Origin of the sequence: Acinetobacter sp. (genome assembly GCF_045628685.1) — a bacterium.
Lineage (GTDB): Bacteria > Pseudomonadota > Gammaproteobacteria > Pseudomonadales > Moraxellaceae > Acinetobacter.
In genome coordinates this window covers 13286-27366 of record NZ_JAZQPV010000040.1, presented here as the reverse complement: position 1 = coordinate 27366, position 14081 = coordinate 13286, and the positions used below count along the sequence as shown (strand labels likewise).

Genomic DNA, 14081 nt, shown 5'->3' with positions numbered 1-14081 from the left:
CTATTTGCGCTTAAAAGTTGATTCAAGGGACTCTATTTGAGCCTGTATATGATCAAGCCGTTTCACCAGTTGGGTCAATGGCACATCTGCTAATTGTTTAAAGCGTACCGCAGCGCGTTTCCAGTGCAAGCTTTCCAACATTGGCGTGCCAGAAGAATAACTCCCTGCCTCAGAAATATTTTTTGTGACCATTGACATGCCGGTAATTGTGACATTATCCGCAATATTAATGTGACCTACTACCCCGACCGCACCTGCAAATACACAGTTTTTGCCAATTGTGGTACTACCCGCAATCCCACATTTTGCTGCCAGCGCAGTATTAGCACCAATCTTGACGTTATGTGCAATTTGCACAAGATTATCAATAATCACGCCATCTGCTAGAATTGTGTCATCTAATGCACCACGATCAATACTGCAATTTGATCCGATTCGTACGTCATTCCCAATTTTAACTGAGCCTAATTGTGCAATACGATGCCATTTACCTTGATATGGCGCAAAGCCAAAACCTTCGCCACCAATCACCGTATTGGCATGAATACGTACTCGATTGCCTACTTTAGTTTCACCCGTTAAAGTAACGTGGGAATCAATAAAACATTGTTTGCCAATTTCCACATCATCATCGATTTTCACGTGAGAGTGAATGACAGTTTCATCTCCCACCACACAGTTCTCACCAATGACCACATAATGTCCAATATAAGCACTATCAGCAACAATTGCAGAAGAATGAATTTGAGCTGTACTTTCAATACCCTGTTGCGTATGTTTCTTCTCAAAGACATGCGTCAGAATTGCGAAAGCAAGATAAGGATTATCGACAATAATAAAATTATTATGTGTATCTAACTGTGATTTTAAAGCTGCAGTAACAATTAAGGCACCTGCTTTTGAGGCACGTGCATGATCTAAATATTTGTCAGCATTTACAAATGCAATGTGTTTGGCTTGAGCGACATCTAAGCTTGCCAATCCTTCTAAGATTAAATCAGATTGACCGACATACTCGCCCTGTACAAGGCGAGCAAGATCTTCTAAGCGAAATTGTCTAGGATTCATTGATTACTTAATAACATTGACCTTTTGAATCATTTTATCAGTTAAATCATATTTAGGGTCATAAGCAAGCGCTGAATTTTTATTTAAAACAACATCCATGTTATTTTCTTTACGCAATTGTTCGGCCGCTTGCTTTACCCGTGCATCAAAAACAGTGCGAATTTGTTGAATCGAACTTTGAACACTACCCTGAACGGATTGTTGCAATTGATTCAACTCTTGAAATTTGGCTTGGTATTGTGCCGAAAGTTTTTGCTTCTCTGCATCTGTAAATTTGGTGTTGGATTGTGCTCGTTGCTGTAATACTTCAAGCTCTTTAGACAGCTGCTCAATTTTAGTGGTTTGCGGCTGAATTTTTTGCTGTACAGCGGTGTTTTGCTGTTTTAAGTAGCTACTATTTTCCACAAGACGTTCTAAATCAATCACCCCATAACCGGCAGCCTGTGTCAAAGACGTTATGCTTGCCAAAGCGATACCCATCGCTATTATCATCTTTTGCATCATTTTCTCTTTAAATTTGGCTGTGTCAATACATCCGATAATGCATTAACACAACCTGAATTATTCTTAGGCAATCTTAGAAAGTACGGCCGATTTCAAACTGAATATTTTTAGTTTCATCACCCGGTTTATCATTTAACGGGTATGCATAGCTGAGTGAAAGTGGCCCAATCATGGTGATCCAAGTAAAACCGACACCAACACTATAACGGAAGTTTTCAGCGTCAAAGCCAAAATTGTCTTCACAATATTGTTTAGCATCAACACCAGCATTACCATTTAAATACAGGTTCCCGCTAGGAACACTACATTGTGTATCAAAAACTTGTGCGCCCTCAGCAAAGATTACTGGTCGAACCTGACGTGTCCAGTCGCCCTTAAATGGTAAGGGTAAAGCGAGTTCCGCACCAAATTGTACTAGAGCATTACCACCGACTTCTTCTGGATCAAGGTCTTGAGTTTTTGACTCATTATACGTTACACCCGGATATTTTGGACCCAATGTGCTGTTGTCATAACCACGTACCGAACCGAAACCACCTGCATAGAAGTTTTTATAGAATGGCAAGTCATTACCATAACCTAACTTACCATAGCCACGAAGTACAAAATCATACGGCAATGGTAAGAATGCTTGAGCATCATAAGTTAATTTTTGGTATTCAACATCACTACCTGGTAATGCAATTTCACCATTCACACGATGTGACATACCATTGGTTGGGAATACCGGACGGTTTAAAGTGTTATATGACCAGCCTAAATTAAGGTTATAAGTTAAAAATTCGCCCTTAAATTTATTATCAAAATCTACTAATGGAACATCACAAACAACTTCTTTTATACCTTTTGTTGGATCTGTAGGATCATTGTAAACAATTGTCTGGGTACCAGTACATACACCTTCAGCTCGGCCTGTAGCCTTACCACCATTTGCTAACAAGTAATCTCGAACATAAGTTGATACATAAGGACCAGTAGTCACTTCTGTCTGGTCAATATTCAGACCCGCGCTTACACTTTGGTTCTCATCAATTGGATAACCAAATGTAATGCCACCACCCAAACTGTCCGTCACATAGTTGTTGACGTTATAGTCATCATCCAGCTTGGTTTTACGGTAGTACATGTTATAGCCGCGACGCACACCATCAATGGTGAAGTACGGATCAGTCACACTTAAATTATAATAATCTTGCGTTTCTGAACGGGATAAATCAATCGAAACACTATTTCCTGTACCCAGGAAGTTGGTTTGACTTAAACCTGCTTGGAATGTCACACCACCACTTTGCGAGAAACCAACAGCCAACGTACTAGTACCCGAATGCTGTTCTTCAACATTGACATTTAAATCCACCTGATCAGGCACATTCGGAATACGAGTCGGTTTAATATCTACAGTTTTAAAGAACCCGGTACGTTCCAAACGAACTTTAGACAAGTCAATTTTTTCATTGCTGGCTAAGGCACCTTCCATTTGACGCATTTCACGACGTAATACTTCATCCGCAGTTTTGGTATTACCGGTAAAGTTAATACGACGTACAGTGACTTGCTGACCTGGATTAAGGTAATAATTCAAGTTAACCTGTTTGGTTTCTTCATTAATTTCAGGAACCATGTTCACTTCGGCATAGTAATAACCTGCATTACCATACTTGCGAAGTAAAAGTTGTTTGACTGCATTTACTTTTTGTTGAGAATAAATTTCACCATCTTTGTAAATTTGCAGAGCTTTCAGTTCTTCTGGTTTATAAAGCGCATCACCCAGAAACTTGGTTTCACCAAACTTGAACTGCTCACCTTCTTCCACTGCAACTTCAACGAAAATATTCTTTTTATCTTCACTCAAGTTCAAGCTTGAGTTTGTAATATTAAAGTTGATATAGCCTTTATTTAAATACAATGCGCGTAAAGCTTCCAGGCTGGCTGCCATTTTTTCACGGGCATAGCGATCATTACGGGTAACAATTGAACTCCAGCTACTTTCTTTAACCGCAAACGCTTGCTTGATTTCACTTTCTTTAAAAACAGTGTTGCCAATAATATTAATATCAACAACTTTAGCTGCTTTGCCTTCCACAAACTCGATTGTTAAATCAACACGGTTGTTTGGTCTAGCCACCGTTTTAACGCTTACATCTGCGTCATAACGACCTTGTTGCATATATTGTTGTTCAAGCTCGGTTTCAATAGTTTGCAGGGCAGATTTTTTTAAAACCTCACCTTCTGTAATACCCATTTTTTTCAGCCCGTCTTCAAGGGCTTCTTTAGGAATCAGTTTATTTCCTTTGAACTCCACTTTTGAAATCAATGGACGTTCTACCACAGTAAAAATGAGTGTATCCGCTTCTCTTGATGCTTTGATATCATCAAATAGGCCAGTGGCATACAAAGCACGAATCGAATTTGCAATAGTCGTATCATCGACACGATCGCCAGCATTGACCGGTAACATCCCATAGACATTTGTTGGCGTTAAACGAACGAGCCCGTTAATTTTAATATCGCGGACAATGAATTCATCTGCTGCATATACTTGTTGTACTGCTGCCATTGCACTAATGAGTGCCAAAGGCATAAATAAATGTGTGTGCTGCATGCCAGTCTTTTCCGATGTTAATTTATTTCGTATTTACGTTGTTATAAACGCATGAAGTCATTGAATAATGCAAGGAGCATCATGCTACCGAGCAGTACCATACCAATTTTCAAACCAACCAATTGTATTTGTTCAGAAACAGGTTTACCACGAATCAGCTCAATAAAATAGTAAACTAGATGTCCACCATCCAGCATAGGAATCGGTAATAAATTTAAAATACCTAAACTTACGCTCATTAAAGCCATAAAAGAGATAAAGGTCTGCCAACCCATTTCCGCACTTTGTCCTGCCACTTTGGCAATGGTGATTGGACCGGATAAATTATCCAGACCAATTAAACCACGAAACATTTTGACGATCGAGTTCAAAATCATACCTGAAATTTGACCCGTTTTATCAACCGCCATCACAAATGCTTCAGTCGGACTATATTGAATTAGTTGTTTATAATCTGCAGGAATGTTTATTTTCCCGGGGATATTCTGTATACCAAGCACACCTGAAACATTCCCCATACTGTCACGTTTAGCTTGTGGCATCACTTCTAAATGTATCAACTGATTTTGACGCAAGATATCTATTTTTAACAATTTTTCTGGTGAAGCCTGAACGACTTGAACAACATCGAACCAATCATTCATTTTCACCCCATCAATCGCAATAATTTTATCGCCTTCTTTCATCCCTTGGCGTATTGCTGCGCCATCTTCATTAAGTTTAGCGGCAATGGCTGGAATATGTGGACGATATGGCATAAAGCCTAAACTATCTAAAGCAGATTGATTTTGATTTTTTAAGAAATCTTGGATGGGTAACTGAAAGGTTTTAACCTGTCCATCACGATCTGCCTGAATTTCGATTGAACCTGTTTCACCAACACGGTCAACCAAAGCAAAATTCAGTTTTTCCCAAGTAGGGGTTTCAGTACCATCTACTGTGGTAATTTTGTCACCCACTTGCATTTGCACCGTTGCAGCAGGCGTATCGGGTAACACTTTGCCAACCCGTGTATTCAGTTGTTCTTGTGAGGGGATAAATAAAATCCAGAATAACACTACAGCAAAAACTAAATTAATCAATGGGCCTGCAGCAACAATCGCAATTCGCTTCCAGGGATGCTGGCGATTAAATGCTCTAGGTAAGTCTTCTTCCGCGACCTTAGCTTCGCGCTCATCCAACATTTTTACATAGCCCCCTAACGGCAATGCAGAAAGCTGATATTGAATGCCAGACTTTTTAGATGTCCATTTTAGCAAAGTTGGTCCAAAACCAATCGAATAAACTAAAACTTTCACACCAAGTTTACGCGCAACAATATAATGCCCAAACTCATGAATCGCAATAAGCGGTCCAAGTAAAAGAATGGCTGCCACAATAATAAACAAGGCACTCATGATTTAGTTTCCTTTACTGATGACAATTTGCTGTGCCACAGAACGGGCCGCCCTGTCAGCTTGTAAAATAAAATCGATCGATTCCGCAGTCCCACTTTCAACCTGATTCAAAGTCTGCTCAACCACTTGAGGAATGTCAGTAAAGCCAATGCTATTTTTTAAGAATGCAGCAACAGCAATCTCATTGGCAGCATTTAAAATTGCAGGTGCCAAACCACCACTTTGCATCGCTTGTCGCGCCAGTTTCAATGCGGGGAAGCGTGTGGTATCAGGTTCTTGAAAATCCAAGTGTGGGTTCATAAACAGGTCAAGTGCAGGCACATGAGTTTGAATACGCTCAGGCCATGCAAGCGCATGTGCAATTGGGGTACACATATCCGGATTGCCCATTTGCGCCAAAGTCGAACCATCCACGTATTGAACCATAGAGTGAATAATACTCTGCGGATGAACCACAACTGTTACAAAATGTTCTGAAATTGCAAAAAGATGACAGGCTTCAATTAATTCCAAGCCTTTATTCATGAGGGTGGCAGAATCTACAGAGATTTTTTGCCCCATAGACCAATTTGGATGCTTGCATGCTTGGGCAGGTGTCACACTTTGTAATTGTTCAAGACTATGGTTTAAAAATGGACCGCCAGAGGCAGTGAGTAAAATACGCGACACACCCTGCTTCGGTTGGCCATTTCGTTCAGTCTGAAAGTAATTTTGAGGCAAACATTGGAAAATAGCATTATGTTCAGAGTCCACTGGAAGCAACTCTGCATGATAATCATGTGCAGCTTGCATCATCAGCTCACCCGACATCACCAGTGCTTCTTTATTGGCAAGCAGGACACGTTTACCGGCTTTAACCGCAGCCAATGTGGGCAACAAACCTGCCGCCCCAACAATTGCTGCCATCACCACATCGACATCAACGTGTTCAGCAACAGCAACTAAACCTGCTTCATCGCTCAGAATTTCAATAGTATTAATATTTTGATTTTGAAAATGTTGTTTTAGTTCATCAACTTTACTGGAGGGAACAACTGCAATTTTCGGTCGATACTGTTTGCATATTTCAACAAGCTCCACAATTCGACTATGTGCCGTGACTGCGAATACAGAATATTTTTCAGGATGTTGTTGCAGAATTCTTAAGGTACTTTGACCAATCGAACCCGTTACACCTAATATACAAACAGATTGTGACATCTATAAATCTACACCAATAAGTTTTAACACATATATGCCTGCAGCAAAAATTGGAGCAGCTGCAAGCAATGAATCAATACGGTCCAGTACTCCACCATGTCCTGGCAGGATACGACCTGAATCTTTAATTCCTGCACGACGCTTGATCATAGACTCGAACAAATCACCTAATACAGAACTGAATACTGTGACTACAGATAAAATTAGAAACAGAATATGCTGAGCTAAAGTTAAATCTAGATAAAGCACTTCTACCGCTACCACAATAATCATTGCAGTAACGATACCACCGTATAAACCTTCAACCGACTTATTGGGACTGACATCGGGTGCAAGTTTTTTCTTACCCAACTTACGTCCGACAAAATAAGCTCCGGTATCTGCACCCCATACCAGTAAAAACAGGTACATGAGCCACCATGGTGAACTATTCCAAACCGAGAAAATTGCGGTAACCGCAGCAGAAATAAGAATAAAGCCAATCACATTTAAGCTTTGATTATACCACCCATCATAACCTGGATATGATTTAACCCAAAAGATGCTTAAAATCCAAGTAAAAATGGATGCTGCCCAGAGTAATAGAGCGATATCATTAAAATATAATGCCAAAGTTGCCAATGCTGCTGTCGCTAATCCATACCCCCAAGCCAATGGCTTCAACAGATTTTTATTTTTTCTTGGCATAAGTTTAAACCACTCATACCCTGCGACCCCCGCGGCAACAATCATCAGCACAAACATTGGATACTGAGACTGTGTAGCAAACATACAACTGAGTACGACTGCCACCAATACCAATGCGGTTATAATCCGCTCTAACATTTATTAATTCTCGATTTTCTCTTGTTGGATTTGCTCTGAAGTTTTACCAAAACGACGCTCACGGCCAGCAAAGACTGCCAACGCATCATCGAATTCTTCAACGGTAAATTCAGGCCATAAGGTGGGGGTAAAATACAGCTCAGCATAAGCGGCTTGCCAAAGTAAAAAATTCGACAAACGATAATCACCACCCGTGCGAATCAGCAAATCCACCGCGGGTAAATCCGCCATACTGACATGTTGCCCAAACAACTCAACATTTACATCATCAATTGCGACTTTTTTTGCCAGAACATCGGCTGCAATTTGTTTCGCAGCCTGTGCCATATCCCACATACCACCATAACTAATCGCGATGGTTAAAGTCATGCTGTCGAACTTAGCAGTCCTTTGTTCAGCTTGCAACATTAACTCACGTAAATGCGGAGATAAACGAGAACGATCACCAATAAAACGTAAGCCAATATTAAATTTCTCCATTCGAGGCAGTTGCTCCTGGATTGTTTCTTCCAACAATGCCATGAGTAAATCAACCTCAAATTGGGGACGATTCCAGTTTTCGCTGGAGAATGCAAAAACGGTTAATGCTTGAATTTTATTTTTTCTACAGTGCTCAACAATCGGATCCAGGACATTTTTCCCTTCACGGTGTCCAGCACCCTTTTGCATTTGCATTTTTTTTGCAAAACGATTGTTGCCATCCATAATGATGGCAACATGTTTTGGAAGAGTTAAACTGTCTTCTGATACGGTCATTAAATCTTAGACCTTCATCAATTCAGCTTCTTTCGCAGCAAGACGTTTGTCCACTTCAGCAACGAATTTATCGGTGATTTTCTGGATATCATCTGATGCACGACGGTCATCATCTTCAGAAATTTCTTTTTCTTTCAACAATGCTTTGATGTCGCCCAATACATCACGACGAATGTTACGGATCGCAACCTTGGCATTTTCAGCTTCAGTACGTGCAACTTTCTGCATATCACGGCGTGTTTCTTCAGTCAGTGCAGGCATCGGCACGCGAATAGCATCAGCAGTAATCGGGTTTAAACCCAAACCTGCTTCACGAATGGCCTTATCAATTGCTGACACCATAGTACGTTCAAATGGCTGAACAACAAGCGTACGCGAATCTTCAAGACCCACGTTTGCTACCTGGTTTAAAGGCACATCAGAGCCATAGTAAGGAACCATCACACCATTCAAGATAGATGGATGCGCGCGGCCAGTACGAACTTTAGCGAAACCATGTTCTAAAGACTCTAAAGTCTTGTTCATGCGATCTTCACTGTCTTTTTTAAGATCGTTAATCATATGATCTTCCTTACTTAATTCTAAGAGATGTAATTACTAAATAGCGTGTAGTATAAAGAGCTTTCAGGCTCACGTCATTAATTGGTAACGTGAGTCCCTTCTTTTTCACCCATCACGACCGATAACAATGAACCTGCCTTGTTCATGTCGAATACTTGAAGTGGCACATTGTGATCACGGCATAAACAGATTGCCGTTAAATCCATGACACCTAATTTTTCATCAAGCACTTGATCAAAGGTAAGAGCTTCGTACTTCACAGCATCATCATATTTGCTTGGATCTTTATTATATACGCCGTCAACTTTAGTGGCTTTCAAGATCAAGTTGGCTTCAATTTCAATACCACGCAAGCAAGCTGCTGTATCTGTGGTAAAGAATGGATTACCTGTCCCCGCAACGAATACACACACTTCGCCTTGAGTTAAATGACGGATTGCATCACGGCTTGAATAGGCTTCCACCACTGCACCAATAGGTAAAGCTGACATTAAACGGGTTTTGATATTGCGACGCACCAAAGCATCGCGCAATGCTAAACCGTTCATTACCGTTGCAAGCATACCCATCTGGTCACCTGTTACACGGCCAACCAAACCATCTTTTTGCAACTGGCTACCGCGGTACAAGTTACCACCACCGACTACAATACCGACTTGTACACCCAACCCAACCAAGTGAGCAATAGCTAAAGACATTTGATCGAGTACAGTTGCATCGATACCCATGTCTTTATTTCCAGCAAGTGCTTCACCAGAAAGTTTAAGCAAAATGCGTTCATACCGGGGGTTTTTTGAATCCAACATCAGGAAATCTCCGAATCTTCCAATATCTAAAATTTTATTCGTATACTTTAATGACAAATCAAGCTGCTTTAATTCGAATTAACTTTGCATATAAATCATATTCATCTGCATCGGTAATTTCGACTTCCAGCAAATCGCCTGCTTTAACTTGACTCTTATCAATATCTTCGACAAAGACATTACCATCAATTTCAGGTGCATCTGCATAAGAACGCGCCACAGCCACCGGGAATTCCTCTTCCAGATCATCTACCAGTACCGTCATGGTTTGACCAATACGTTTTTGTAGCTTAGCTGCAGAAATTTCTTGCTGTACTTGCATGAAACGTTCGTAACGGTCTTGTTTGATTTCTTCAGGCACATGATCTGGCAAATCATTCGCTGTCGCACCTTCTACAGGTGAATAGGTAAAGCAGCCTACCCGATCAAGCTGTGCTTCTTTGAGCCACTCAAGCAGAACTTGGAAATCTTCTTCAGTTTCACCCGGAAAACCCACAACAAAGGTTGAACGAATCACCAAATCTGGACATTTTTCGCGCCAAAGTTTAAGGCGTTCAAGTGTATTTTCACTATGTGCTGGTCGTTTCATCAATTTTAAGATGCGCGGACTGGCATGTTGAAAAGGAATGTCTAGATATGGCAAGATTTTACCTTGCGCCATCAAGTCAATTACAGCATCGACATGTGGATATGGATAAACGTAATGTAAACGTATCCAAATACCAAGTTGACCTAATGCTTCACACATGTCGAAGAATTTGGTTTTAACCGGCTGACCGTTCCAGAAATCGAGTTTGTATTTAGTGTCTAAACCATAAGCAGAGGTATCTTGAGAAATGACCAGAACTTCTTTTACGCCTGCACGTTTCAACGCTGCAGCTTCGTCAAGCACCGAACCGACTGGACGAGAAACCAGATCACCACGCATGCTTGGAATAATACAGAAGGTACAACGATGGTTGCAGCCTTCCGATATTTTCAAATAAGCATAATGTTTAGGGGTCAGACGAATCCCTTGTTCAGGAACAAGGTCAATATAAGGGTTATGTTTTGGTGGTTCAGGTACGTACTGATGTACGGCCTCCATCACTTCTTGATATGCCGCGGCACCGGTCACTTTAAGGACATTCGGGTGCATTTTACGAATTTTATCTTCATCTTTACCCAGACAGCCGGTCACAATGACACGACCATTTGAGCTCATAGCTTCACCAATGGCATCTAACGATTCTTGTACTGCAGATTCAATAAAACCACAAGTATTAACAACAACCAAATCAGCACCATCATAATCTGATGCTACATCATAACCTTCAGTCTTCAACTGAGTTAAAATTCGTTCGGAATCTACCAATGCCTTAGGACAACCTAAAGAAACAAAACCGACTTTGGGGGATTTCATGAATCTGCACTCCACTATAATGCGCGTATTGTATGTCTTTTCCGATCATAAAAATAGGTAGAAAGCCGACTCTTTGCATAACGCACCAAAATACGTCCAATTTCTTACTAAATATTTTATGTGCACCATTTTGGTTCACTAATATTTTTAATTACTTTATTATGCAAGATAAATTCTGTACGCCAATCACAAAAAGTACACTTTTGTAGCATCAGAATTTTTATTTACACATATGCTCAAAGTTGGCGTGCATTTTGCTTTATTTCGACAACGTTTAACTCGTTGAATGTCCCATAACAGGGAGAAATGACAAGAAGTACAGATATCATTGCGCTATTTTAATACAGGATGCTTTCACTAATGGATCAACCCGCCGGGATCGACTATCGCCTTTTAGTGGATAACTTAACCACCGCTATTTTACTGGTCGATAATCAGCTGAATATTTTTTATTTAAATTCTTCTTGTGAATCTTTATTTGACATTAGTTTGCTGCGTGCTTCAGGTCAACCTGTATTAAATTTACTGCATATGCCGAATGATGAATTCAACACCCAAGAAGCATTATTAAATACCTTCACCACAGGACAACCTTATACCCGCCGTGAAGCAACCATTAGTGTAAACTTTAAAGACATGCATGTGGATTATACGGTTTCACAAATAAACGCTCAAAAACCATATCACCCGCTGCTACTGATAGAATTAAATCCGATTGACCGGATGTTAAAAATCTCTAAAGAAGAAAACCTGATTCAGCAACATCAGGTTGCACGGCAATTGATTCGTGGTGTGGCACACGAAATTAAAAACCCTTTAGGCGGTATTCGTGGTGCCACCCAATTATTGGCGCGCAGTTTAAATGATCCTCAATATTCAGAATTCACCGATATTATTATTAGTGAAGTCGATCGCTTGCGTAATCTGGCAGACACCATGCTCGGGTCTCGTCAGTTACCAAGTTATGAGTTGGTTAATGTACATGAGCCACTCGAACGGGTCCGTTCACTGATTACTAATCAAACTAAAAAGAAAATCAAGATCACCCGTGACTATGATTTGTCTTTACCCGATGTCATGGCAGACCGCGATCAACTGATTCAGGTCATGCTCAACATTAGTGTAAATGCAGTCCAAGCCATGATGGAAAATAAAGAATTCTTTGTCGACCATCAACCTGAACTTATTTTGCGAACACGCATTCAGCGTCTAGTCACCATTAATGGTGTTTTAAAGCGCTCTGCTGTTCGTATTGATATTGAAGACAATGGCCCGGGTGTACCGGAAGAAATTTTAGAATCGGTGTTTTACCCGCTGGTCACAGGACGTGCTAAAGGCACAGGGCTCGGTTTGAGCATTGCACAGAATATCATGCACCAACATAGTGGAATGATTGAATGCCAGTCAGTTCCAGGAAAAACAGTTTTTAGCTTATATTTACCTTGGGAGTTTAACCATGTCGCGAAATAAAATATGGGTAATTGATGATGATCGCGCCATGCGCTGGGTACTCGAAAAAACATTTAAAGAAGAAGGTTTTGACGTTACCAGTTTTGAAGAAGCACAATCGGCACTTGATCAACTGAGTATAGATGCCCCTGATGTGATTTTGACCGATATTCGCATGCCAGGAATTGATGGTCTGACCTTCTTGGGCAAAGTCAAAACCAGTCACCCTGACCTACCCGTCATTATTATGACAGCACATTCAGATTTGGAATCTGCGGTATCAAGCTATCAAACCGGTGCTTTTGAATATTTGCCAAAACCCTTTGATATTGATGAAGCATTAGCATTGGTCAATCGCGCAATTTTGCACATTGCTAAGTTGCAACAACAAGAATCGGCTAAAACAGCTCCACCTATTCAAACGACTGAAATTATTGGTGAATCACCTGCCATGCAGGAAGTTTTCCGTGCGATTGGCCGTTTGTCACAGTCGCATATCACTGTACTGATTAATGGGGAATCTGGTACGGGCAAGGAACTGGTTGCACATGCCCTGCATCGCCACTCACCTCGTAGCAGCAAGCCTTTTATTGCCTTAAATATGGCAGCTATTCCAAAAGACCTGATTGAAACTGAACTTTTCGGTCACGAGAAAGGTGCATTTACCGGTGCAAACTCGCAGCGCCAAGGTCGTTTTGAACAGGCCAATGGCGGTACGCTATTCTTAGATGAAATTGGGGACATGCCCTTTGAAACACAAACACGTTTATTGCGTGTTTTGGCCGATGGTGAATTCTATCGTGTGGGTGGACACATCCCGGTCAAAGTCGATGTACGCATTGTGGCAGCAACGCATCAAGACTTGGAAAAACTGGTTCATGATGGTCGCTTCCGTGAAGATTTATATCATCGTTTGAACGTGATCCGTATTCATATTCCAAAACTGGCCCATCGCAGTGAAGACATTCCGATGTTGGCGCAGCATTTCTTGGCACGTGCAGGCAAAGAATTAGGAGTGAATCCTAAAATATTGCGCCCCGAAACCCAAGAATACATGCAAAAACTCCCTTGGCAAGGCAACGTCCGTCAGCTAGAAAACACCTGTCGCTGGTTAACGGTGATGATTACTGGACGTGAAGTTTATCCTGAGGACTTACCATCTGAATTGAAACAAATTCCAATTCAACACTCTGGTGATGAAGCGCAACCACACAATAATTTTGATCGTGTTTCACTACATCATTGGGATGAATTATTAGCACAATGGGCCATTCAAAAGCTTAAAAATGGTGAAATGAAGATTCTGGACATTGCCACACCCATGTTCGAGCGCACTTTAATTACTGCTGCTTTACAGCAAACCCGTGGCCGTAAACGTCATGCCGCTGAATTGCTCGGTTGGGGCCGTAATACGCTGACTCGCAAGCTTAAAGAATTGGGTATGGACACGGCGGATGATGATGTTGAAGAGGAAGTAATTGAAAGCTAAATCTTTTTTATCTCCATAAGAA

General features: G+C 41.0%; 12 protein-coding genes. 2 read left to right on the top strand and 10 right to left on the bottom strand.

Annotated features, from left to right (window positions below; all coding sequences use genetic code 11):
• From lpxD to rimO, 10 genes are all read right to left on the bottom strand, one after another.
• Positions 1-1068, bottom strand: coding sequence for a UDP-3-O-(3-hydroxymyristoyl)glucosamine N-acyltransferase (gene lpxD, locus ACKI4H_RS05270; RefSeq protein WP_407304303.1), 1068 nt, complete (start codon positions 1066-1068; stop codon positions 1-3).
• Positions 1069-1071: 3 nt separating this feature from the next.
• Positions 1072-1569, bottom strand: coding sequence for an OmpH family outer membrane protein (locus ACKI4H_RS05265; protein WP_407304302.1), 498 nt, complete (start codon positions 1567-1569; stop codon positions 1072-1074).
• Between the two features lie 76 nt (positions 1570-1645).
• Positions 1646-4129 carry an outer membrane protein assembly factor BamA gene (gene bamA, locus ACKI4H_RS05260; RefSeq protein WP_407304384.1) on the bottom strand — a complete coding sequence of 828 codons (2484 nt, stop codon included), beginning with the start codon at positions 4127-4129 and terminating at the stop codon, positions 1646-1648.
• A gap of 86 nt (positions 4130-4215) precedes the next feature.
• Positions 4216-5571: an RIP metalloprotease RseP gene (gene rseP / locus ACKI4H_RS05255; protein ID WP_407304300.1), complete on the bottom strand. Its 1356-nt coding sequence runs from the start codon at positions 5569-5571 to the stop codon at positions 4216-4218.
• Between the two features lie 3 nt (positions 5572-5574).
• On the bottom strand, positions 5575-6771 hold the full coding sequence (gene ispC / locus ACKI4H_RS05250) for a 1-deoxy-D-xylulose-5-phosphate reductoisomerase (protein WP_407304298.1): 1197 nt from the start codon (positions 6769-6771) through the stop codon (positions 5575-5577).
• Positions 6772-7596: a phosphatidate cytidylyltransferase gene (locus tag ACKI4H_RS05245; RefSeq protein ID WP_407304296.1), complete on the bottom strand. Its 825-nt coding sequence runs from the start codon at positions 7594-7596 to the stop codon at positions 6772-6774.
• A 3-nt stretch (positions 7597-7599) separates the two neighbouring features.
• Positions 7600-8352 carry a polyprenyl diphosphate synthase gene (uppS, locus tag ACKI4H_RS05240; protein WP_407304294.1) on the bottom strand — a complete coding sequence of 251 codons (753 nt, stop codon included), beginning with the start codon at positions 8350-8352 and terminating at the stop codon, positions 7600-7602.
• Between the two features lie 6 nt (positions 8353-8358).
• Positions 8359-8913 (bottom strand): ribosome recycling factor, encoded by a 555-nt coding sequence (gene frr, locus ACKI4H_RS05235; RefSeq protein WP_067724542.1) that lies wholly within the window; start codon positions 8911-8913, stop codon positions 8359-8361.
• 77 nt (positions 8914-8990) lie between these two features.
• Positions 8991-9719, bottom strand: coding sequence for a UMP kinase (gene pyrH / locus ACKI4H_RS05230; protein ID WP_407304292.1), 729 nt, complete (start codon positions 9717-9719; stop codon positions 8991-8993).
• 58 nt (positions 9720-9777) lie between these two features.
• A complete protein-coding gene (gene rimO, locus ACKI4H_RS05225; protein WP_407304290.1) occupies positions 9778-11121 on the bottom strand; it encodes a 30S ribosomal protein S12 methylthiotransferase RimO in 1344 nt (447 codons plus the stop codon).
• A 360-nt stretch (positions 11122-11481) separates the two neighbouring features.
• On the opposite strand from rimO, the gene glnL reads away from it, so the two are divergent.
• Positions 11482-12591, top strand: a complete 1110-nt coding sequence (glnL, locus tag ACKI4H_RS05220; protein ID WP_407304288.1) for a nitrogen regulation protein NR(II) — start codon at positions 11482-11484, stop codon at positions 12589-12591.
• Entirely contained in the window at positions 12578-14059 is a 1482-nt protein-coding gene (glnG, locus tag ACKI4H_RS05215; protein ID WP_407304286.1) for a nitrogen regulation protein NR(I), read from the top strand. The genes glnL and glnG overlap by 14 nt, the downstream gene beginning before the upstream one ends.
• Positions 14060-14081 lie beyond the last annotated feature (22 nt).

Coding starts and splice junctions, on each gene's coding strand:
- lpxD (WP_407304303.1), bottom strand. CDS start 1,068: ATGAATCCTAGACAATTTCGCTTAGAAGATCTTGCTCGCCTTGTACAG.
- ACKI4H_RS05265 (WP_407304302.1), bottom strand. CDS start 1,569: ATGCAAAAGATGATAATAGCGATGGGTATCGCTTTGGCAAGCATAACG.
- bamA (WP_407304384.1), bottom strand. CDS start 4,129: ATGGCAGCAGTACAACAAGTATATGCAGCAGATGAATTCATTGTCCGC.
- rseP (WP_407304300.1), bottom strand. CDS start 5,571: ATGAGTGCCTTGTTTATTATTGTGGCAGCCATTCTTTTACTTGGACCG.
- ispC (WP_407304298.1), bottom strand. CDS start 6,771: ATGTCACAATCTGTTTGTATATTAGGTGTAACGGGTTCGATTGGTCAA.
- ACKI4H_RS05245 (WP_407304296.1), bottom strand. CDS start 7,596: ATGTTAGAGCGGATTATAACCGCATTGGTATTGGTGGCAGTCGTACTC.
- uppS (WP_407304294.1), bottom strand. CDS start 8,352: ATGACCGTATCAGAAGACAGTTTAACTCTTCCAAAACATGTTGCCATC.
- frr (WP_067724542.1), bottom strand. CDS start 8,913: ATGATTAACGATCTTAAAAAAGACAGTGAAGATCGCATGAACAAGACT.
- pyrH (WP_407304292.1), bottom strand. CDS start 9,719: ATGTTGGATTCAAAAAACCCCCGGTATGAACGCATTTTGCTTAAACTT.
- rimO (WP_407304290.1), bottom strand. CDS start 11,121: ATGAAATCCCCCAAAGTCGGTTTTGTTTCTTTAGGTTGTCCTAAGGCA.
- glnL (WP_407304288.1), top strand. CDS start 11,482: ATGGATCAACCCGCCGGGATCGACTATCGCCTTTTAGTGGATAACTTA.
- glnG (WP_407304286.1), top strand. CDS start 12,578: ATGTCGCGAAATAAAATATGGGTAATTGATGATGATCGCGCCATGCGC.